General features: G+C 66.4%; 22 protein-coding genes. 12 read left to right on the top strand and 10 right to left on the bottom strand.

Annotation, left to right across the window (positions count from 1 at the left end; genetic code table 11):
* Together ACSFA8_RS08990 and katE are read right to left on the bottom strand one after the other, a co-directional pair.
* On the bottom strand, positions 1–2,085 hold the full coding sequence (locus tag ACSFA8_RS08990) for a CHAT domain-containing protein (protein WP_435479137.1): 2,085 nt from the start codon (positions 2,083–2,085) through the stop codon (positions 1–3).
* Positions 2,086–2,256: 171 nt separating this feature from the next.
* Positions 2,257–4,437 carry a catalase HPII gene (gene katE, locus ACSFA8_RS08985; protein ID WP_435479136.1) on the bottom strand — a complete coding sequence of 727 codons (2,181 nt, stop codon included), beginning with the start codon at positions 4,435–4,437 and terminating at the stop codon, positions 2,257–2,259.
* A gap of 276 nt (positions 4,438–4,713) precedes the next feature.
* Between katE and ACSFA8_RS08980 the strand changes: the two genes are divergently transcribed.
* Positions 4,714–5,532 (top strand): transglutaminase-like domain-containing protein, encoded by an 819-nt coding sequence (locus tag ACSFA8_RS08980; RefSeq protein WP_435479135.1) that lies wholly within the window; start codon positions 4,714–4,716, stop codon positions 5,530–5,532.
* Here ACSFA8_RS08980 and ligD read toward each other — a convergent pair.
* The 4 genes from ligD to ACSFA8_RS08960 all read right to left on the bottom strand — a co-directional run bounded on the left by ligD (position 5,507) and on the right by ACSFA8_RS08960 (position 9,359).
* Positions 5,507–7,978, bottom strand: a complete 2,472-nt coding sequence (ligD, locus tag ACSFA8_RS08975; RefSeq protein ID WP_435479134.1) for a DNA ligase D — start codon at positions 7,976–7,978, stop codon at positions 5,507–5,509. The genes ACSFA8_RS08980 and ligD overlap by 26 nt on opposite strands.
* A 14-nt stretch (positions 7,979–7,992) precedes the next feature.
* Positions 7,993–8,118 carry a hypothetical protein gene (locus ACSFA8_RS08970; protein ID WP_435479133.1) on the bottom strand — a complete coding sequence of 42 codons (126 nt, stop codon included), beginning with the start codon at positions 8,116–8,118 and terminating at the stop codon, positions 7,993–7,995.
* Positions 8,119–8,236: 118 nt separating this feature from the next.
* Positions 8,237–8,533 (bottom strand): YciI family protein, encoded by a 297-nt coding sequence (locus tag ACSFA8_RS08965; RefSeq protein ID WP_435479132.1) that lies wholly within the window; start codon positions 8,531–8,533, stop codon positions 8,237–8,239.
* 19 nt (positions 8,534–8,552) lie between these two features.
* The gene (locus ACSFA8_RS08960; RefSeq protein ID WP_435479131.1) at positions 8,553–9,359 is read right to left on the bottom strand and encodes an SDR family NAD(P)-dependent oxidoreductase; all 807 of its coding nucleotides are present in this window, start codon (positions 9,357–9,359) and stop codon (positions 8,553–8,555) included.
* A 94-nt stretch (positions 9,360–9,453) separates the two neighbouring features.
* Between ACSFA8_RS08960 and ACSFA8_RS08955 the strand changes: the two genes are divergently transcribed.
* Entirely contained in the window at positions 9,454–9,891 is a 438-nt protein-coding gene (locus tag ACSFA8_RS08955; protein WP_435479130.1) for a winged helix-turn-helix transcriptional regulator, read from the top strand.
* Positions 9,892–9,901: 10 nt separating this feature from the next.
* Here ACSFA8_RS08955 and ACSFA8_RS08950 read toward each other — a convergent pair whose 3' ends face one another.
* A complete protein-coding gene (locus tag ACSFA8_RS08950; protein ID WP_435479129.1) occupies positions 9,902–10,891 on the bottom strand; it encodes a M14 family metallopeptidase in 990 nt (329 codons plus the stop codon).
* A gap of 89 nt (positions 10,892–10,980) precedes the next feature.
* Between ACSFA8_RS08950 and ACSFA8_RS08945 the strand changes: the two genes are divergently transcribed.
* Positions 10,981–11,235 carry a hypothetical protein gene (locus ACSFA8_RS08945; RefSeq protein WP_435479128.1) on the top strand — a complete coding sequence of 85 codons (255 nt, stop codon included), beginning with the start codon at positions 10,981–10,983 and terminating at the stop codon, positions 11,233–11,235.
* Here the strand turns inward: ACSFA8_RS08945 and rpe are convergent.
* Positions 11,225–11,911 (bottom strand): ribulose-phosphate 3-epimerase, encoded by a 687-nt coding sequence (gene rpe / locus ACSFA8_RS08940; protein WP_435479127.1) that lies wholly within the window; start codon positions 11,909–11,911, stop codon positions 11,225–11,227. The genes ACSFA8_RS08945 and rpe overlap by 11 nt on opposite strands.
* Before the next feature lie 75 nt (positions 11,912–11,986).
* Here rpe and apaG point away from each other — a divergent pair, with 75 nt between their 5' ends.
* The 4 genes from apaG to thiL all read left to right on the top strand — a co-directional run bounded on the left by apaG (position 11,987) and on the right by thiL (position 15,861).
* The gene (gene apaG / locus ACSFA8_RS08935) at positions 11,987–12,382 is read left to right on the top strand and encodes a Co2+/Mg2+ efflux protein ApaG (RefSeq protein WP_286539897.1); all 396 of its coding nucleotides are present in this window, start codon (positions 11,987–11,989) and stop codon (positions 12,380–12,382) included.
* Between the two features lie 85 nt (positions 12,383–12,467).
* A complete protein-coding gene (locus tag ACSFA8_RS08930; RefSeq protein WP_435479220.1) occupies positions 12,468–13,721 on the top strand; it encodes a cation:proton antiporter in 1,254 nt (417 codons plus the stop codon).
* A 47-nt stretch (positions 13,722–13,768) separates the two neighbouring features.
* The gene (locus ACSFA8_RS08925; protein ID WP_435479219.1) at positions 13,769–14,890 is read left to right on the top strand and encodes a YbdK family carboxylate-amine ligase; all 1,122 of its coding nucleotides are present in this window, start codon (positions 13,769–13,771) and stop codon (positions 14,888–14,890) included.
* Between the two features lie 2 nt (positions 14,891–14,892).
* The gene (gene thiL, locus ACSFA8_RS08920; protein WP_435479126.1) at positions 14,893–15,861 is read left to right on the top strand and encodes a thiamine-phosphate kinase; all 969 of its coding nucleotides are present in this window, start codon (positions 14,893–14,895) and stop codon (positions 15,859–15,861) included.
* 6 nt (positions 15,862–15,867) lie between these two features.
* On the opposite strand, the gene ACSFA8_RS08915 is transcribed toward thiL, so the two are convergent.
* On the bottom strand, positions 15,868–17,688 hold the full coding sequence (locus tag ACSFA8_RS08915) for an ATP-binding response regulator (RefSeq protein WP_435479125.1): 1,821 nt from the start codon (positions 17,686–17,688) through the stop codon (positions 15,868–15,870).
* Complete coding sequence (locus ACSFA8_RS08910; RefSeq protein ID WP_435479124.1) at positions 17,685–18,305, bottom strand: response regulator; 621 nt, start codon at positions 18,303–18,305, stop codon at positions 17,685–17,687. The genes ACSFA8_RS08915 and ACSFA8_RS08910 overlap by 4 nt, the downstream gene beginning before the upstream one ends.
* Positions 18,306–18,496: 191 nt before the next feature.
* On the opposite strand from ACSFA8_RS08910, the gene ACSFA8_RS08905 reads away from it, so the two are divergent.
* Genes ACSFA8_RS08905 through ACSFA8_RS08885 form a run of 5 tightly spaced genes read left to right on the top strand, consistent with a single transcriptional unit; the run spans position 18,497 to position 20,601 of the window.
* Positions 18,497–18,688 carry a hypothetical protein gene (locus ACSFA8_RS08905; RefSeq protein WP_435479123.1) on the top strand — a complete coding sequence of 64 codons (192 nt, stop codon included), beginning with the start codon at positions 18,497–18,499 and terminating at the stop codon, positions 18,686–18,688.
* Between the two features lie 48 nt (positions 18,689–18,736).
* Positions 18,737–19,285, top strand: a complete 549-nt coding sequence (locus ACSFA8_RS08900; RefSeq protein WP_435479122.1) for a phosphatidylglycerophosphatase A family protein — start codon at positions 18,737–18,739, stop codon at positions 19,283–19,285.
* The gene (locus ACSFA8_RS08895; RefSeq protein WP_435479121.1) at positions 19,279–19,764 is read left to right on the top strand and encodes a CinA family protein; all 486 of its coding nucleotides are present in this window, start codon (positions 19,279–19,281) and stop codon (positions 19,762–19,764) included. The genes ACSFA8_RS08900 and ACSFA8_RS08895 overlap by 7 nt, the downstream gene beginning before the upstream one ends.
* A gap of 28 nt (positions 19,765–19,792) precedes the next feature.
* The gene (locus tag ACSFA8_RS08890; protein ID WP_435479120.1) at positions 19,793–20,281 is read left to right on the top strand and encodes a nuclear transport factor 2 family protein; all 489 of its coding nucleotides are present in this window, start codon (positions 19,793–19,795) and stop codon (positions 20,279–20,281) included.
* The gene (locus ACSFA8_RS08885; protein WP_435479119.1) at positions 20,278–20,601 is read left to right on the top strand and encodes a GNAT family N-acetyltransferase; all 324 of its coding nucleotides are present in this window, start codon (positions 20,278–20,280) and stop codon (positions 20,599–20,601) included. Before ACSFA8_RS08890 ends, ACSFA8_RS08885 begins: the two co-directional genes overlap by 4 nt.
* Positions 20,602–20,648: the final 47 nt, after the last annotated feature.

Here is a 20,648-nt window from a genome sequence, read left to right as displayed (position 1 = left end):
TCAGCTTCCTACCGTGAGGCGCCAGTTGCCGATCAGATTGAACGGAGCCCAGAAGAAGGGGTGGGACATGCTGGGGTTCTTCAACACCGCGAGCTGTCCGGCCTGCATCGCGCGCTGGATGTCGCGGCCTTTGGAAAGCTCGGTGTAGAGCGTGCCCATCAGCACCGCGGTGGCGTCGTCGGACACCGGCCAGAGCGAAGCGATCAGGCTCGATGCGCCGGCCGACAGGAAGGAGCGCGTGAAACCGAGCACTTCGTCGCCCTGCGCGATCTTGCCCAGGCCGGACTCGCAGGCCGACAGCGTGACCAGCGCCCCGCCCTGCATCGACATGCCGATGATTTCGTGCGCCTCGAGAAAGTTCTGCTTGCCGCCTTCGTTGGCCAGCAGGATGCGCGAGTACAGCGGGTCGACCTGGTCGGCCTCGGCATGCGCCGCCACGTGCATCAGCGGCGAGCGCGAGGCCACGTCGCGAAACTGCGTCTTGGTGGCGGCCGCGCCCATGTAGACGTTCTTGCGCGGGAACAGCAGCGCGATTTCGCGCACCTCGGTTTCGGCGCCGGGCAGGTCGTACTTGTCCTCGATGCGCGGATTGCCGAACGCGGTAAGCGACGCATCGATGCGCGGCGAGCGCTGCGCGAGCTGCACCGCGATGCTCATCGATGGCGCCACCGACACCGGGTAGGTTTCGATCACATAGCGGCCATCGAGCCGCAGCGCCTGGAACGGCAGGTAGTGCAAGGGCCCGTGCGGCACGATCACCAGGCGTTGGCCGGGCTGCAGCTTGAGCGGCCCCAGCAGCGCCGCGCCGAGCTTGTCGCCGTTGGCAATGGCGGTGCGGCGGCCACGCACCACCGAGTTGCGAAAGCCTTCCACCAGCTCGGTGAGTTCGTCGCGCTTCACCGGAATGCTCTGGGCCTGGATGTCGGTGGGGCCGACCACCCAGACCTGCAGGCGATCCGGCAGCGAATGGAACTGCACGACGCGCTCGTCGGCCCGGAGCGTGCGCTGCAGCGTCGCCAGATCCACCGTTGCCGCGGCCTCGTCGCTCAACTGCGCCCGGCCGCGCACCGCGTCGAGCAGCGCGCGCGAACGGCTGCGCTCGCTGACTTCGAAGGCCTGGCGCGTGTCCCCCACATCGCTGTAGAGACCGATGGCGCGCTCGAACACCGACTGCAGGTCGGAGAACAGCCCCATCTTGAATTCTTCGCTGCGGAACTTCGCGCGCACCGCGTCCACGCCGCTGAGCGCACGGCCGACGGCCTCGGCCGCGGCCTGCTTCTGGCCGAGTGCGAGTTCGCTGCGGCTGACGCCATCCCAGGCCCAGAGCTGGTAGTAGCCGGAGTCGGTGCCGACCTGGCGCGTGGTGAGCTGGCGATACAGGTCACGCGCCTCTGCCGGCTTCTTCTCGGCCAGCAGCAGCCTGGCGCGGGTGCGGTCGAGCTGGGCGGCGAGCGGTGCGTCTTTCGGCGCCGGCAGCGTGCCGAGCAATTGTCGGGCGCGCGTGGCATCGCCGGATTCGATCAGCGCATTGATGAGCGACGACGTGACCAGCGGCGCATAGCGCTCGGAACTGTTGGCCAGCGCGGTGTCGTAGCTGAGCACGGCAGCGGCGTAGTCGCCACGGCGCGTCTGCACGTCACCGATGACCTTGTTGACCGGCCCGACCACCAGCTTGGGCTCGCGCGCCGGATGGCGCAGTGCCTCGCGCGCAAATTCTTCCGCCTTGTCGAGCTGGCCCGAATAGCTGTAGACGATGGCCAGATCCCGGTTGGCCATGGCCAGCAGATTGGGGTCGCGGGTGGCGTTGGCCAGGTGCAACGCCTTGCTGGCCGCACGCACGCTTTGGCGGAACTCGCCGGCCTCCGCCAGCGCCACGGCCTGGCTGCAGTACTGGTAGCCCGAGAGCTTGACCGCGTCCTGCGAATAAAGAATGGCGCCGTCGTTGGTGAGCGCAAGCAGGGTGTCGGTGTCCGCCAGCCTCGCCTTTTCCTGTTTGCTCGCGGCGGCTTCCGCATCGGGTGCCGGCTGCGCAACAACAGCCCAGGGCGCGGCGAACAGCGCCGTTGCAATCACAAACCTCGACAACCAATCCATTCGACCCCCGCAGCGCGCGGCCTGCCGGCACGCGGTGCGTGCCTCCCAGACCTTGGCCGGAAAGTCTAGGAGGGGGGTCTGGTGCCGCCTACTCGCAAGACGGTCTAGCGCGAACGGCCTAAGAGGATCGAGGGGCGCCTCAAGCTCAAGCCGACACCGCGTTCAAGCCGGCACCGCGTCGATGTTGGCGCGATCCCAATGCCGGTGCTTGGCGATCGCGGCCACGAAGGCATGCGCGACCTGTTGTGCCGCGGTGTTGTCGCCGAGGTTGGTAACCGGCGTCGCGGCCACCACCACGCCCGCAGGCGCGCCCTTGGCATCAGCGCCGATACCGAGCGTGGACAGCAGACCCGCGCCCTCGCCGACCGTGCAGATGGCCTTGCAGTGCTTGTAGGCCTCCAGCACGAAGTGCACGGCTTCACCATTGCGAACCAGCGCCGCCACGGCCTCCTTGCCGCCCGGCACCAGCACTGCATCGAACATCACGGATGGCGTGTTCGCGAACGTGGCGTCGACATCGATCTGGCGTTTGGACGCGCTGGTCACGCTGCCCAGGCGCGGGCCGACCACCTTGCACTGTGCGCCGGCCTGCTCGATGGCCTCGCGGATCGGCTTCAGCGAGGCGGAGTCGACGCCGTCGGCCACGAGGATCGCGACCTTGCGCGTGCGCACCGAGCCATCGCCGGTGTCGGCCATGCTGAGCGCCGGCGATTCCTCGACGGCCATGCTGATCTGGTGGTCGCGAAAGCCCGCCCGGCCGGCTGCGGCCTTCGCGTCGGGTGCGCCAATGCCCAGCGACTCGGCCACTCGGCGCGCGAGCTTCTCGTCGACATGGGCGAGGTTGTCGACCATGCGCTGGCGGATCGCCGGCACTTCGAGCTTCGAGAGTTCGAAGCGGAACGCCGCAATGATGTGCTCCTTCTCGGCTGCGCTCTGGCTGTTGAAGAACAGGCGCGCCTGGGTGAAATGGTCGTCGAACGACGGGCTGCGACGTCGCACCTTCGGCGGCTCGAGTTCTTCCGGGAACGACTGGAAGCCGCCGCTCGAACCATCGACGCGGAACTCGCTGCCGTTGCCCAGCGAGTTGGGCTCATACGCTACCTGGCCGCGTGCGATGGTCTGACGATGCATGCCATCGCGCTGGAAGTTGTGGAACGGGCACACGCTCTTGTTGATCGGCAGCTCGTGGAAGTTGGCCCCCCCGAGCCGCGAGATCTGCGTGTCGGTGTAGGAGAACAGGCGCCCCTGCAGCAGCGGGTCGTTCGAGAAATCGATGCCCGGCACCACATGGCCCGGATGGAACGCGACCTGCTCGGTTTCGGCGAAGAAGTTGTCGGGGTTGCGGTTCAGCACCATCTTGCCGATCTTCTGCACCGGCACCATTTCTTCGGGGATCAGCTTGGTGGGGTCGAGCAGGTCGAAGCCGAGCGAATGCTCCTTGTCCTGCGGAATGAGTTGCACGCCGAGTTCCCATTCGGGGAAGTCGCCGTTCTCGATCGCTTCCCACAGGTCGCGGCGATGGAAGTCGGCGTCCTTGCCGGCGATCTTCTGCGCCTCGTCCCAGACCAGGCCATGGATGCCGAGCTTCGGCTTCCAGTGGAACTTGACGAAGTGGCTTTCGCCGCGTGCGTTGACGAAGCGGAAGGTGTGGACACCGAAGCCTTCCATCATGCGCAGGCTGCGCGGAATCGCGCGGTCGCTCATGGCCCACATCAGCATGTGGGTGGTCTCGGGCATCAACGAGGCAAAGTCCCAGAAGGTGTCGTGCGCGCTCGCCGCCTGCGGCATCTCGTGGTGCGGCTCGGGTTTCACGGCGTGGATCAGGTCCGGGAACTTGATCGCGTCCTGCACGAAGAACACCGGGATGTTGTTGCCCACCAGGTCGTAGTTGCCCTGCTGCGTGTAGAACTTGACAGCGAAACCGCGCACATCGCGCACGGTATCGGCCGAGCCGCGCGAACCCGCCACGGTCGAGAAGCGAACGAACACCGGCGTCTTGACCGCGGGGTCTTGCAGGAAGTCGGCACAGGTGAACTGCGACATCGACTTGTAGACCTGGAAGTAGCCGTGCGCCGCCGAACCACGAGCATGCACCGCGCGCTCCGGGATACGCTCGTGGTCGAAGTGCGTGATCTTCTCGCGCAGGATGAAGTCTTCGAGCAGCGTGGGCCCGCGCACCCCCGCCTTGAGCGAGTTGTGGTTGTCGGGAATCTGAACGCCTTGATTGGTCGTGAGGCGGGCCACGGGTTCGGCGGTGTAGCCACCGAGTTGTTCCTGCTTGGCATTGGCTGCGTCACCGGTTTTGGGGCGGCGCCCGGCCGCTGCCTTGTTTTGTGGCGTCATTGAAAACTTTCGATGGGAAGAGGTACGCCTTGCAGCGACCAACCATCTTCGGCGCCCGGTCGACAAAAACCCGTAGTGAGCGGGCACCGCGCGCTGTCAGGGGCGTGAGCCGCAATGAGTAGGAGCAGGCCGACGCGCGAGTGCCGGCGACCTACGCCAGATCGGGCTGGCACTCCTGCCCGAACAGCGCCGCGCCCCGCTACGATGGGACGCATCTCACCGGGTCGGCATTAAACCTGCTTCCACCGGTCAACATATCCTTCAGGGAAGCGGTTCATGCACATCAAAATCGGTTTCGACATTGAACTCGGCGTCACCGCACCCACGGCTCTGATCTACATGCTGCAGGTGCACCCGTCGCGCGCGGCGGACATCGTCGGTGCCGAGAGCATCACGATCAGCCCGCCGCTGGTGACGGACCACTACCGCGACATGTTCGACAACCACTGCGCACGGGTGCGGGTGCCGTTCGGCGTGAGCAGCGTGCGCCTGCGCAATGAGGCAGTGGTGTACGACACGGGCTTGGCCGACCCGGTCGACTACGGCGCCCAACAGCTCGCAGCCGCCGATCTTCCGGTGGCAACGCTGCCGTTCGTGTTGCCAAGCCGCTATTGCGAAGTCGACAGCGAACTGCTGCAGTTCGCCTGGAACACCTTCGGCAACGTGACGCCCGGCTGGCACCGAGTGCAGGCCATCTGCGACTGGGTACACAACCATCTGCGCTTCGACTACCAGCGCGCCCGCGCCACCCGCACCGCGCTCGAGGGCTATCGCGAAGGGGTCGGTGTCTGCCGCGACTTCACGCACCTGGCCATCACGCTGTGCCGTTGCATGAACATCCCGGCGCGCTATGTCACCGGCTACCTTGGCGACATCGGCATTCCACCGGTGCCGTACCCGATGGATTTCAGCGCCTGGTTCGAGGTCTGGCTCGGCGACCGCTGGTACACCTTCGACGCCCGCCACAACACGCCGCGCATCGGCCGGATCGTGGTGGCGAGGGGCCGCGACGCGGCCGACGTGCCGATCACCATGGTTTTCGGCGTCAATACGCTGCAGCGGTTCGAAGTCACGACCGACGAGGTTTCTCCTTAGGCGTGTGGCCGAGCCGGCGCATCGCGCTGGCGAGGCCGACTCGTTGTTGTGCGAGCTGCGCCCAGGGCTGGTTGCCCTGCGCCAGGCGGCCGCCGATGTTGGCCAACGTCCAGTGCGCGCCGCTGCCCAGGTCTGGCAATTCCTCCCAGCGCACCGGCACCGAAATGCCCAGCCCCGGCCGGGCGCGCACCGACCAGGCGCTCGCCGTGGTGGCCCCGAAACCGTTGCGCAGGTAATCGACGAAGATCTTGCCGACGCGGTTCTTCGGCCCGCTCTTGGCAACGAACCGTGCAGGAATGGTGGCGGCGAGATGCGCCACCACGGCCTGCGAGAAGCCCTTGACGGCGTCCCAGCCATAGGCCCGCCGCAGCGGCACCACCACGTGCAGCCCCTTGCCGCCACTGGTCTTTAGAAAGGCCGGCAACCCGAGTTCCTTCAGCAGCACCTGCACCAGCAAGGCCGCTTCCTGCACCTGCGACCAGGGCACGCCCTCGCCGGGGTCGAGGTCGAAGGTCATGCGGTCGGGCTTGCCGATCGCGTCGGAGGTGGCGTTCCAGGTGTGCAGCTCGATGGTGTTCATCTGCGCCGCCGACAACAGCCCCGTGACCGTGTCGATCTGCAGCAGCGGCTCGTGGCCGGGGTCGAGCGCCGGATCGAGCAGCTTCACCTCCGCCATCTCGCCGCTCTGCGCATGCTTCTGGAAGAACAGTTCACCGCCGACACCGGCTGGCGCACGCACCAGCGACACCGGCCGCTTGCGCAGATGCGGCAGCATCAGCGCGGCCGCGGCCTGGTAGTAGGCGTACAGGTCGCCCTTGGTGGCGCCGCTTTGCGGGTCGATCACGCGCTCGGCATGGCTCACGTTGCGCAGTTTGGGGGATGCCTTCATCGTTTGCGCCTCTTCATGCACGATTTCGTGCGCCGGCTTGTCGCTGCGCAGCCCCTGAAACACCGAATGGCGGATCCGGCCCTCGCGCGTCCATTCGCCGAATGACACCTCGGCCACCAGTTGCGGGCGCACCCACTGCGCCTTGACGGAGGCGGGCACCGCCGCCGCGAATGGCGAGGCCTTGGTGTGCACCTTGACGAGCTTCGCTTCGATGTCGGCCAGGCGCTTGGCATCGAACCCGGTGCCGACATTGCCGCAGTACTGCAGCTTGCCTGCCGCGTCGTACACGCCGAGCAGCAGCGCACCGAAGCCCGCGCGCGACCCTTTGGGCGCCGTGTAGCCGCCGATCACGAACTCCTGGCGCCGGTGCTGCTTGAGCTTGATCCAGTCGGGCGAGCGCTTCGACTGGTAGGTCGACCCCTTGCGCTTGCCGACGATGCCCTCGAACCCGAGCTTCGCGGCCGAGGCCAGCAGGTCGCGAGGCGCCGCATCGAAGGCTTCACTGAGGCGCAACTGCGCGGCCGGATTGGCGCCGAGCAGTTCGGCCAGCAGGCTACGGCGTTGCTCCAGCGGCAGGCCGCGCAGATCGCGCCCGTCGAGGAACAGCAGGTCGAACAGCCAGTAGGCAACGCGGCCCGTGGCCCTGCTGTCGAACGCGTTCTGCAGCGCCTGGAAGTCGGGTGCGCCCTTCTCGCTGTCAACCACGATCTCGCCATCGAGCCAGGCCGACCGCGCGCCGAGTTTCTTCAAAGCGGCGACGAGTTCGGGCAGCTTGGCCGACCAGTCGTGCCCGTTGCGCGTGAAGCACTGCACCGACTTGCCCTCGATCCGCGTCAGCAGTCGGTAGCCGTCGAACTTGAGTTCGTAGAGCCATTCTTCAGGTTCGGCGGGCGGCCCGTCGGCCAGGGTCGCGAGTTGCGGCGCGAGCTTTGCGGGCAAGGCGCGGCGCGGGACGTCTGCTACCTTGTTCTCGCGCGTCTGCTTCGGCAGGGCGGCCGGTGCGGGCTTGTTCAGCACGCTGTCGGGCAAGGCTTCGAGCACGTCGAACCCGGCAAGCGGGCGCGCAGCGTCGTCCTGTTCCTTGATCAGCAGCCAGGCCGGCTGCCGCTCGCTGGCCTTGCCGTGCATGCGCACCAGCGTCCAGTGGCCGCAGAGCTTGTGGCCGCGCAATTCGAACTTGAGCTTGCCCGCGACGAGCCCCTGGCGCGCGTTGCCGTCTGGCAGCCAGGCGCCGCGATCCCACACGATCACGGTGCCGGCGCCATATTGCTTGGGCGGAATAGTGCCTTCGAAGTTCGCATACGAAAGGGGATGGTCTTCGACCTCTACCGCCATGCGCTTGACGGTGGGATCGAGACACGGCCCCTTCGGCACAGCCCAACTCTTCAGCGTGCCGTCGAGTTCGAGCCGGAAGTCGTAGTGCAGGTGGCTTGCATGGTGCTTCTGAACCACGAACTGGAGGGTGCCTGCCTCCTTGTGGCCGACGGTCTTGGGCTCGGGCGTGCGCGTGAAATCGCGCTTGCCGTGATAGCGGGCCAAGGCCTCGCGTGCGCCCATCGCTGTTGCCCCTTTCAGGCCGCGTGCCGCTTGCGCAGGCTGCGCTGCAACAGCTCGGTCAGCACGCCGTACTGGCCGTCTTCGTATTCGATGCCCTTGACGATCTGCTCGCGCGGGGTGGGGTGTTTGGCTGCAGGCATGGGATGTCTCCAGCTTTGCAAATTACCGCCTCACGCCCGCTGCGGCTGTAGGAACTCAACGTTCCAGTTCGTGGGGTGCCTCCGACCGGTAATCCGCCTTGCGCCACCCGCACATTTATCAGCCGCGCGCCTTCAAATGAGGCATGGTGTAGTGCTCGTAATGGCCAACCCCATTTTTGACAATGGGATCTTCCGATGTAAATGATGAGATGTCTTGGTCGTCGGAGATTTGGTAGAGCGAGACACCGTAGCCGCCATCTCCGTCAATAACAGGCCCGTGGGCGACGATCAGCCCTTTAGCCAAGAGTTCGTTCAAGTAGACGCCATGCTGCCGCATCCAGGTCTGCTCATCCGCAGACATGGTCGCGAGAAAGTCTGCGCGCGGCGGAATGAATTTGCACAGGTAATTTTTCATGGCTTGATCTTTGTTGGATTTATTTGGCTGTTTGCACGCTCTTCAGGATGGAACCTTCGAACATTTTCGGCACATAACTCTGGAGGAAGAGAATCATCCCAGTCATTTTTCCAACCGGATTGCTGAACCTGGGCTCCCTCGTCTCAATCAGCTTGGTTATGGTGTTGACGACCGCGTCGGGCGCCTCTGCCTCATCGATGCCCTTTTGAGTCGCGGTATTGGCTTGCTTTCGGTAAGCGTTGTAGTCCGCGATGCGGCCATTGGTTGGGGAAACGGCGTTGTGGCCAAGGTTCGTTTTGAACCAGACCGGCTCAACCATGCTGACCTTGATGTTGAACTGATTCAGCTCGAATCGCAGCGATTTGAAGTACCCCTGAATGGCATGCTTGGACGCCGCGTAATACGACAGGTTCGGTGGGCCGATCAAGCCAACGATGGAACTCACTGTAATGATCTGCCCATGCTTTTGTGCCCTGAAATGTGGCAGCAAGGCATTGGTCACCTTTACTGTTCCCCAAAAATTCGTTTCAAACTGCTGCCGACCCAAGTCCATCGGGGTTTCCTCGGCGAGGCCGGTGACCATATAGCCTGCGTTGTTGACCAACACATCCAGCTGCTTGGTGTACCCGAACAACTCGTCAGCGAATGACTTGACCGAACTGTCGTCATCGATGTCCAAGCGCAGCAGTTTGAACTGCACCTTGCCGGCATATTTTTCCGGATCGCGACTGGTGCCAATGACATTGAAGCCTTGCTGATGAAGGTTGTTGGCAAGCATCAGGCCAAAACCGGAAGATGCACCTGTGATCAAGACTGTCTTTTTCATGTTGATGATTTCAAGAAGGTATGGATGGTTGAGATGGACTGGCCACGGTCGCCATGTTAGTATCTAATCAGTAGTGAGTCAATACTGAAATGATATGAACTCCAAGAATTCTTCTGAAAATCTCTGTCCCATCGCGCGCAGCCTCCTCTTCCTGGGTGATGCCTGGACAATGCTGATCCTTCGGGACGCGAATGCCGGCCTGACGCGCTTCGATCAGTTCAGGAAGAGCTTGGGGATTGCGCCGACCATGCTGACCAAGCGACTGGCGACGCTGACTGACGAGAAGCTGCTCGAAAGGCGGCAGTACTCGGAACGTCCGCCGCGTGAGGAGTACGTCTTGACCGAGGCTGGACGCGACTACTTGCCGGTGCTCTTCATGATTGGTGCCTGGGGTCGAAAGCACCGAGGCGACGGCAAGTTGACGAGGTTCCTGGACGCCGAGACAGGGATCGACATCAAGCCCGTTGCGATTGACGCAGTGACGGGTGCGGAGATCGGCACTCGTGCAATCCGCCTGGTGGCGCCGGAATGACGGCCGCTGGCTAGAGTTTGCGGTCGCTGGAAACAGCGAAGTAGAACCACTCCGTGCCCGGCAGCGCTTCGGAATTCGGAAAAATGATGAAGCCGTCGCGTTCGGCCTTCAGCAGCGTGCCGTCGGCGCGCAGCCCGATCGGCTCGCCCGCGAGCACCGGGTCGAAGGTGGCCCATTCGCGCACGAACTGGTCTTCTTCGTCGAGCCGATCGGCCACGCTCACCAACCGCAGCAGTTCCGGCTGCAGCGGCGTCTGCGCGGGCTCGGCCACCATGCCCAGCAGCCGCAATGCCGCGTGGATGGCCGCATGCGCCACAGCGGGCGCGGCCGGGTCGTCGTGCTGGCCGCATTCGAGCGTGACGCCGTAGCCGCCGCGGCTGCGCATGTATTCGTTGGTGCCCCGGCCGAAGGCCAGCGCCGCCTCGTCCACCGGCTGGCCGGGGCTGCGCTGCGCGAGGCCGGCCGCGTAGATGTCGAGCCAGCCCTCGACCACGCGCGGCGTGCCCAGATGCAGGGCCAGCCGGCCTTCTTCCACGGACCGCGCAAACGGCTCGAGGGTGCCGGTGTTGTCGCGTGGCCCGATCATGGCGAAGGCTTCGCCGGCGCTCTGGAACGAATGCAGGTCGAGCAGCACGTCGTGCCGGTCCAGCAAGGGGCACAGCAGGTCGGTCAGGCGGGCTTCGTAGTCGGCCGGCGTCTGGCCCGGAGGGGTCGGCTGAAACAGGCGGTTCAGGTTGCGCTCGCCTTCGCGCTGCAGGCGCCGGCGCGCCAGCGGATTGGCCACCGGCACCATCGTCAGCTCACCACGCAGCAACCGCAGCGCGCCATCGTCGAGCTCGGTGCGAACGCGTTCGATGCCCGCCGTACCGCAGGTCTCGTTGCCATGCACGCCACCGATCACGATCAGCCGCGGCCCCGGTTGCAGTGCTGCAAAGCCGTGGCTGCGCAGCATGTCCGCAGGAAGGACAGGGAGGGTTTCGGCAGGGGGGTTCGACGACATCGCCGGCCATCCTACAGCCCCGTGCCGGCCACTCCTACCCATGGCGCATCGCGTTGCTGCGAAAAGAGAAAACTACACAGGAGCACGCCATGACGACAGACACCCGCAAGCGCAAGACCGTAGCGAAGGACGCAGAACGCGGCGACACCCAGGTGGCACAGGACGGCGAACCCGTGCCGCGCCTGCCGCACGAACGCGACCAATCGTCGAGCAGCCAGCAGAACCAGGATGGCAGCGCGCCCGAAGTTGGCCGCCAGGCGCTGGAAGACATCGAGCGCGGCGTGGTCGACACCGGCACCGGCCCGGTGACCGATCGCACCTACAACGACAAGGTCAAGCGCTAGCGAGTTGCGTCCGCATCGACGAGATCACGTCGCCGTATTCCTTGGCACCAAAGATCGCGCTGCCCGCCACGAAGGTGTCGGCGCCGGCGCTGGCCACGCTGGCGATGTTGTCGACCTTGATGCCGCCATCCACTTCCAGGCGGATGTCGCGGCCGCTCTGCTCGATCCGTTTGCGCGCCTGTTCGATCTTGCGCAGCGCGGAGTCGATGAAGCCCTGGCCGCCAAAGCCCGGGTTCACGCTCATGATCAGGATCAGGTCGATGTCGTCGATCGCCCAGTCGAGCGCCTCGAGCCCGAGGCCGGGGTTGAACACCAGCCCGGCCTTGCAGCCCGCCCCCTTGATCGCCTGAATGCTGCGGTTCATGTGCGGCGAGGCGTCGGGGTGGAAGCTGATGTAGTCAGCGCCGGCTTCGGCGAACGCCGCCGCCAGCGCGTCGACCGGTTGCACCATCAGGTGCGCGTCGATCGGCACCGCGACGCCCGCGGCCGTCTTGGCATGGGGCTTGAGGGCCTTGCAGATCATCGGGCCGAAGGTCAGGTTCGGCACGTAATGGTTGTCCATCACGTCGAAGTGGATCCAGTCGGCACCGGCGGCAATGACGTCGCGGACTTCGTCACCCAGACGGGCGAAATCGGCCGACAGGATTGAGGGGGCAATGCGAAAAGTGGGGCTCATGGCTGCAATTGTCGCAAAGCGGGTACACCATCTGGCGCGAACCGGGGGCAATACCGCTCCGGTACCATGCGCCCCATGTCAACCAGCCCGATCAGCGTCCAGGTCGAACCGCGCTTCCTTGCCGAGCAGTCTTCGCCCGAAGACGGCGTGTATACCTTCGCCTATACGGTGACGGTGACCAACACGGGCGATGTGCCGACCCAGCTTATCGCGCGCCACTGGCGGATCAACGACGCCTCCGGCCATGCGCAGGAGGTCAAGGGTCTCGGCGTGATCGGCCAGCAGCCGCTGCTGGCACCCGGCGAATCGTTCCGCTACACCAGTGGATGCCGCCTGCAGGCGCCGAGCGGCACCATGCACGGCAGCTATTTCATGGTGACCGAGAACGGCGAGCGTTTCGACGTACCGATCCCGATGTTCGTGCTCGAGGCCGACCTGGGCAGCGGGCCGGTCTCGCGCGTCCTGCATTAGCTTTGGCCGGCCGCCGCGGCGGCCGTCTTTGTTTCCTGTTCCTTCGCCTCGGGCGAAAACCCTTGCTGGATTTATGTCTTCCTTCATCAACGAACTGACGGGCTTCTGGGCCGAGTGGGTGCGCCCCTCGGCCGGGCTGCCGATCGTGCTGTGGTCGTTGCTCATCGCGGTGGCTGCGGCCACCGGCCACCTGGTGCAGCGCTACATCGGCATGCCCAAGGTGGTCGGCTATTCCATGGTCGGCACCGTGGTCGGCCTGGCCGGCTTCGAGGGCGCGGTCTGGCCGCTGCAGGGCGTCAGCCTCTTCCTGCTCGAGCTGGGCGTGGCGATCGTGCTGTTCGAGGCCGGCGGCCGGCTGCCGCTGCGCTGGTTCCGGCACAACCCGATGGTGCTGGTGCAAAGCGTGGTCGAGTCGACGCTCACCTATTTCGGCGTGTTCTGGGTGCTGCACTGGCTCGGCGTGCCCGACCCGGTGGCCAACGCGCTGGCGTTGATGACGATCGTCGCGTCGCCCGCGGTGCTGACGCGGGTGGTGATGGACACGCGCGCCTCGGGCCCGGTGACCGATCGCGCGCTGACGCTGGCCACGCTCAACACCTTCTATGCGCTGGCGCTCGGCTATGCGCAGGCCGGCCTGATCGAGCGCGCTCCCACCGACCTGTTCCAGCGCCTGCAGCCGGTGCTGGTGGTGCTGGGCCTGTCGTTCGTGGTCGGCGCCGCGCTGGCGCTGGCGTTGCGCTCGGCCTTGCGCGTAATGAGCCCGACCAGCGAGAACACCTCGATCCTGCTGCTGGCGCTGATCGCGGCCGGCGCCGCGATGGCGGCGCATCTGGGCGGCTCGGCGCCGTTGGCAGCGCTGATCGGCGGCATCATGCTGAAGCAACTCAACCCCCGGCCCTGGTCGTGGCCGCGGCAGCTCGGCACGGCCGCTTCGCTGCTCACCATGCTGATGTTCGTGCTGGTGTCGATCGTCGCAGCGCAGGCCGACTGGAGCCTGCATATCGCCACACTGGTGCTGGCGCTGATCGGCGTGCGCTTCGTCGCCAAGATCGCGGGTGTCGCCATCGCCAATCCGGGCAGCGGTGCCAGCTGGCGGCAGGCATTCTGGGTCGGCTGCGCGATGTCGCCGCTGTCGTCGATCGCGCTGCTGATCGCGTCGAACTTCGTCACGGCCTCGCCGCTGCTGGGCGCGCTGATCACGCAGACCGCACTGCCCGCGATCCTGCTCATGGAAGTGGCCGGCGCGGTACTCGCCACCATTGCGATCCACGCCGCCGGCGAGAGCTCCATCCCGTGGACGCCCGAGGCGTTCAGCACCACCGAGGACACCCAGCGATGAGCGGCCGGCAGCAGCAAACCATCGAAGGCACGCCGACCAGCCGGACGGTGAAGCTCGGGCGCTTCAACAAGTCGGAGGCGCTGTCGCTTGGCGTCGAGCTCGAGCTGCAGCTCGTCAACACGCACGACTACGACCTCGCGCCCTATGCCGAGGACATGCTGCGCGAGATGGCGAAGACGCCGCTGCCCGGCAGCGTGGTGCCCGAGATGACCTCGAGCATGATCGAGATCTCGACCGACGTCTGCCATTCCGCCAAGGACGTGATCGCGCAGCTCACTCCGATCCGCGACGCGCTGGTCAAGAACGCCGACAAGCTCAACATCGCGGTGGTCGGCGGCGGCACGCACGCGTTCCAGCAGTGGCACGAGCGCCGCATCTACGACAAGCCGCGCTTTCGCGAGCTGTCGGAGCTGTACGGCTACCTGTCGAAGCAATTCACCATCTTCGGCCAGCATGTGCACATCGGCTGCCCCGATGCCGATGCGGCCCTGCTGATGCTGCACCGCATGTCGCGCTACATCCCGCATTTCATCGCGCTGTCGGCCTCGTCGCCCTATGTGCAGGGGCAGGACACGCAGTTCGATTCGGCCCGGCTCAACTCGGTGTTCGCGTTTCCGCTGTCGGGCCGTGCGCCCTTCGCGCTCACGTGGAGCGAGTTCGAGGCCTACTTCGAGCGAATGACGCGCACCGGCGTGGTTCGCAGCATGAAGGACTTCTACTGGGACATCCGGCCCAAGCCCGAGTTCGGCACCATCGAGATCCGCGTGTTCGACACGCCACTCACCGTGGAGCGAGCCGCCGCGCTGGCGGGCTACGTGCAATCGCTGGCCGCCTGGTTCCTGCAGGAGCAGCCCTTCACGCCGACCGAAGACGATTACCTGGTCTACACCTACAACCGCTTCCAGGCCTGCCGCTTCGGGCTCGACGCGGTGTATGTGGATCCGGCCAGCGGCGAGCACATGCCGCTGCGCGAGCACATCCTGATGACCATGACCCAGCTCGAATGGCACAGCGAGGCGCTCAACGCGACCGAAGCGCTGGCCGGCCTGCGCACCGATGTGGAGGCCAGCCACAACGACGCGCGCTGGCTGCGCGAACGGCAGGGCAAGGAGCGGCTGCTGGCCGAGGTGGTGCGGCAGGCGTCGCTGCGCTTCAGGGGTGCGGTCTAGCGATGGGCGAGTTCGACCTGATCGACCGCTACTTCAAGCGCCCCGTGCGGCGCGCGGTGCTCGGCGTGGGCGACGACTGCGCACTGCTCGCGCCGGCACCCGGCATGCAGCTCGCCGTGTCGTCGGACATGCTGGTCGAAGGCCGGCACTTTCTGTCCACCGTCGACCCGGCGCGGCTCGGCCACAAGGCACTGGCGGTGAACCTGAGCGACCTGGCGGCCTGCGGCGCGAAGCCGTTGGCCTTTACGCTGGCGCTCGCGATGCCGCAGGTCGACAAGCGCTGGCTTGCTGGGTTTGCGAAGGGGCTGCTCGCGCTGGCCGACCAGCATGGCTGCGAACTCGTCGGTGGCGACACCACGCGCGGCCCGCTCAACATCTGCATCACCGTGTTCGGCGAGGTGCCGACCGGCGCGGCGCTGCTGCGCTCGGGTGCGCGCGTCGGCGACGACATCTGGGTCAGCGGCACGCTGGGCGATGCGCGGCTCGCGCTCGAGGTGTTTCGCGGCACGCTGCGGCTGCCGGCCGAGGTCTTCGAGATCGTGCGGGCACGCATGGAGCAACCGACCCCGCGTGTCGCGCTCGGCCTGGCGCTGCGCGGCATCGCGACGGCGGCGGTCGACGTGAGCGATGGGCTGGTGGGCGACCTGGGCCACGTCCTCGCCGCCAGTGGCGTGGGCGCCGCGCTGAACGCCGATGCCGTCACGCAACTGATCGCGGTGGGTGCGCCGGCATCGGGCGCCGCGCTCAGCCTCGAAGTGCGGCGCACCTGTGCGCTCGCGGGCGGCGACGACTACGAGCTGGTCTTTACCGCGCCGGCATCGGCACGCAAGGCTGTCGAGCAGGCCGGCCTTGCCAGCGCCACGCCCGTGGCTCGCATCGGCTGCATCGAGGCCGCGCCTGGGCTGCGCATCGTCGACGCCGGTGGCGCGCCGCTCACGCAACGCTTCACGGCGTTCGACCACTTCGGTTAGGGCCCCCTAAAGGCTGCCCAAATTCGACTCCAGCGCGACGAACGTGGAATCGATCGCGCCGCCGTTGAGCACCGCCATCAGTCCGTGGTGCAGCTGGCGTGGCGAGACGGGTTTGTGCAGCAGCAGCACACCGCTGGCGCGCGCTTCGCGCAGCCGCTCGGGCGCGGTGTCGCCGGTGATCAGCAGCGCCGGCAGCGCAGTGCCGAACTCGGCGCGCAACGCGCCGATTGCCTCGGCACCGGTGCGCCGCTCGCGCAGCCGGTAGTCGCTGATGACCAGCCCAGGCGGATGGGCCCGCGCCAGGGCCTGTGCCTCTTCGATCGAATCGGCCACGTCGCAGGCACAGCCCCAACCGTTCAGCAATTGGCGCATGCCGCCGCGCACCGCCTCGTCGTCGTCGATCACCAGCACGCGCACATCGGGCATGGTCATGGCCAACGCACGGCCGGAACCGGGCGCCCGTGCTGGCCAGTCGCTCGCCGCCGCGATGCGGGCGCGCGCCAGACGCAGCCTGAACACGCTGCCACGCCCCGGCGTCGATGCCAGCGACAAGGGGTGCCCGAGGGCCTGCGCCAGCCCCTGGGCAATGGCCAGGCCCAGGCCCAAGCCCTTGCGCCTATCGCGTTCCGCATTGCCGAGCTGGTGGAACTCGCGAAAAATCTCCTGGTGCTGCGTCGGGTCGATGCCAACGCCGGTATCCCACACTTCGAGCAGTACATCGTCGCCGCGCGTGCGGCAGGCCACCAGCACGCCGCCCCGCCGGGTGTAGCGGATGGCGTTCGACACCAGGTTGCGCAGAATCAACTCGAGCAACGCGGGATCCGACTGCGCCAGCACCCGGGTTTCGCGCGAGCGGTAGACCAGGCCCTTGGCATCGGCCTGCGGTGCGAGTTCGTTTTCGATCTTGTGAAGCAGCGACTGCAGGCGAAAGGGCCTGGGCTGCGGTTCGACCACGCCGGCCTCGATGCGCGAAAAATCGAGCAGCGTGTCGAGCATCTGGGCCGAGGCGTGCCAGGTGGCACGGGCATTGGTGAGCGCGTCGCGTTGCACGGCCGAAAGCTCGGTGCGCGACAACACTTCCAGAAACAGGCCCTGCGCATGAATGGGCTGGCGCAAATCGTGGCTCGCGGCGGCCAGGAATTTGGACTTGGCCAGATTGGCCTGCTCGGCTTTCAGGTGCTCGGCCTGCGCATGCTCGGTTTCCACGCCCAAGCGCTCGACAAGTTCGATGTTCTCGAAACGCAGATCGATCGCCGCGCGCGCCGCACGGGCGTTGTTGCGCGACTGGCCCATCAGCGTGACCACGTAGAGCACGCCGGCCGCACCCAGCGCGTTGTAGGCCGGATCCCCCAATAGCCACAGCTTGGAGGCCACCGCGGCCAACTCGAAAACGACAAAGACCACGAACACCGGAAACACCGGTGAGAGCGAACTCATCGAACCGCCGGCGATGCCCGCCAGCACGGCCACCACCAGGATGCTGCCGCTCACCGTGGTCGTGTCCAGCGTGACCCAGGCCAGGGCACCCCAGGCCACGCCATCGATCGCATTCAAGACGATCAGCCGCCAGACCAGGTGCGGCGCACGATCCGGCAGGATGCCGGCTGCCAGGATACGGTGCGCGTCCCGGGCGCAGAACAGCTTCCACAGGATCACGACCGCGCACCACACCTTGAGGGCAAGGGCATTGCTTTCGTTAGACAGGGTCCACACCAGCAGCGGCGCGAGCAGAACCGTGGGAACCACCGAGCTGTGGCCGTTGCCGAGCAGCAGCCGCAACTGCTCGACCAGGGCGCGCCCTGGCGCCAGGCGCAACGGATTGTTCAATCCACCAGACCGCTGCGGCGGGCCACGAAACCGGCCTCCGAGCGGCTCGACACCTGCAAGGCCGCCAGCAGCGCTTGCACATGCCCGCGCACGGTGTTCTCCGACAGGTCGAGCCGGCGCCCGATCAGCTTGTTCGACAGGCCCTGGGACACCAGATTGAGCACCTCGCACTGGCGCGGCGTCAGGCGCGGCGGCGCGCCGCCATCGCTCCCGGCACCCATGCCGGCGTACGCGAGCGTTGCGACCGGCAGACCGAGCAGCAGTTTGTCCACCATCGAAAGAATGTGCTCTGGCGAATCGGCCTTGGAGACAAAGGCCGTCGCGCCGCGCGCCAGGGCCTGCCGCACGGTCTGAGGCTCGGCCTGGGACGAGAGAACCACCACGGCCACGCCCGGCCACTTGCGTTGCACCAGCGCAATGCCTTCCAGGCCATTGAGGCCCTGCAGCTGAACGTCGAGCAGCACCAGGGCCAGCGGCTCCGCGGGCAGGCGCATGGCCTCTTCGAGCGAAGCCGCCTCCAGAACCTGCACATCGGGAATGCCGGTGGCCAGCACCATCCGCAGCCCGGCGCGGAACAGCGCGTGATCGTCGATCAGAAGAATTCGGGTCGGCAACATGGCGCCGGAGTGCATTGTGGAGGCGCGATCGTTAGGAGTCTGAATATTCTCCGCCAGGCCAATCCGGTCCAAACAGACTATTTACGGGCGTTCCGGCATTTGTAACCATTCGTTCTAGTTTATTCGAGGGCTGGGGCTATGCGAGCCAGCGCAGCCCGGCCCTTTCTTCTTTCTTTTTCTTCGATCACGCCATGAGCCACAGTTACCGCCTGACCTGGGACGAGTCCACCCGGTGCTGCTTGCCAGCGACCGAAACCGCGATGGGCCGGGGCGAGTCCTCAGAGCGCGAAGCCATGGGTCTCAATGCGCAGTTGGAGGGGTTGTGCGCGACCATCGACGAGGCATTCACGTCGCTGGCGATGCTGCTCACCGGCGCATCGTAGGATCACTGGAGGCGTTGAAACCCGGGCCGGGTCGTTAGCATTGGCCCCATGCGCAGCCTCCCTCTCGACGACTTGCAACCTCGCTCCCTGCGCCCCACGCTGCGCTTCATGCTGTCGCACCCCGCGCACTGCATCGCGCTCGGTTTCGGCTCCGGCCTGTCGCGCTGGGCGCCCGGCACCGCCGGCACGCTGTGGGCCTGGGCCGCTTTCGTGATCCTGCAGCGCTGGCTGTCGCCCGCAGCCTTCGGCTGGCTGATCCTGGCATCGCTGGTGGTGGGCTGGTGGGCCTGCACCGCCACGGCCCGCCGCATGAACATCGCCGACCCCGGCAGCATCGTGTGGGACGAGGTGGTGGCGTTCTGGATCGTGCTGTGGCTGGTGATGCCGATCGGCCTGCTCGGCCAGCTCGTGGCCTTTGCGCTGTTCCGCTACTTCGATGCGGCCAAGCCCGGCCCTGTGGGCTGGGCCGACGCGCTGTTCAAGCCAGCCGACCGAACCCAGGTGAACTGGTGGCGCGCCGGCTTCGGCATCATCTTCGACGACCTGGTGGCGGCGTTCTGCACGCTGCTGGTAATTGCGGCGGTGCGCGCATGGTGAATGACGCCGACGACCTGGTTCGGAAGCTGGCCGATCTGCTGCTGGCCCGCAAGCTCATGCTGGCCACCGCCGAAAGCTGCACCGGCGGCCTGATCGCCGGCGCCTGCACCGACCTGGCCGGCTCCAGCGGCTGGCTCGAACGCGGCTTTGTCACCTACTCCAACGAGGCCAAGAGCGAGATGCTCGGCGTCGACGCGGCGCTGATCGCGGCGCACGGCGCCGTCAGCGAAGCGGTGGCACGCGCGATGGCCGAGGGTGCCGTGGCGCATTCGCGCGCCCAGGTGTCGGTGGCCGTCACCGGCGTGGCCGGCCCCACCGGTGGCAGTGCCGACAAGCCGGTCGGCACCGTGTGGTTCGGCTGGTCGGTCGGCGGCGAGGTGCGCACCGAGCGGCGCCGCTTCGAGGGCGACCGCGCTGCGGTGCGCGGGGCGACCGTGCACTACGCGCTGCAAAATCTGGTCGGCCTGCTGCAACGCTGAGGAAGTACAAAGAAAGAATGAAAAAACCATGACCAGCAACGAACAAACCATCCGCCGCTTCTACGACGCCTTCGCGAAGCTCGACGCCGACACCATGGCCGCCTGCTACGCGCCCGACGCGACGTTCGACGACGAGGCCTTTTCGCTGCGCGGCGCACGCGAGGTCGGCGGCATGTGGAAGATGCTTTGCACCGCGACCAAGGCCAAGGGCGCCGACGTGTGGAAGCTGAGCTATCGCGACGTGAAGGCCGACGCCACGAGCGGCCAGGCGCACTGGGACGCGCACTACCGCTTCAGCGCCACCGGGCGCCTCGTGGACAACAGCATCGATGCGCGCTTCACGTTCACGCCCGAAGGCCTGATCGCCACGCAGCGCGACAGCTTCCCGTTCTGGACATGGGCGCGCCAGGCGCTCGGCACGCCGGGCCTGCTGCTCGGCTGGACGCCGATGCTGCGCAACAAGGTGCGCACCACCGCAGCCACCAACCTCGCCGCCTACCTGGCGCGTCAACCATGAGCAACGACACCCAAAGCAACATCGCCTTCAGCAACAACGAGGCGCAGCACCGCTATGAAGCGACGATCGACGGCAAGCTCGCCGCGTACTCCGAATACAACCTTTTGACCGGCGCCATCATGTTCACGCACACCGAGGTGCTGCCCGAACACGAAGGCAAGGGCGTGGGCTCGGCGATTGCGCGGCACGTGCTCGACGAAGCCCGGGCGAAGGCGTGGCACGTCATCCCCGTGTGCCAGTTCATCGCGGGCTACATCCGCAAGCACCGCGAGTATGCGGATCTGGTGCGGGCCGACATCCAGCGGGCGTTCAAGATCTGAGGTGGCCCCCAGCGCCCGCGACAAGCGACAGTCCAGCGGACCGCCCA

The sequence above is a fragment of the Variovorax nitratireducens genome (assembly GCF_051216545.1).
GTDB lineage: Bacteria > Pseudomonadota > Gammaproteobacteria > Burkholderiales > Burkholderiaceae_C > Variovorax.
The sequence above is the reverse complement of the archived record's forward strand: the minus strand, read 5'-3'. Positions and strand labels throughout refer to the sequence as shown.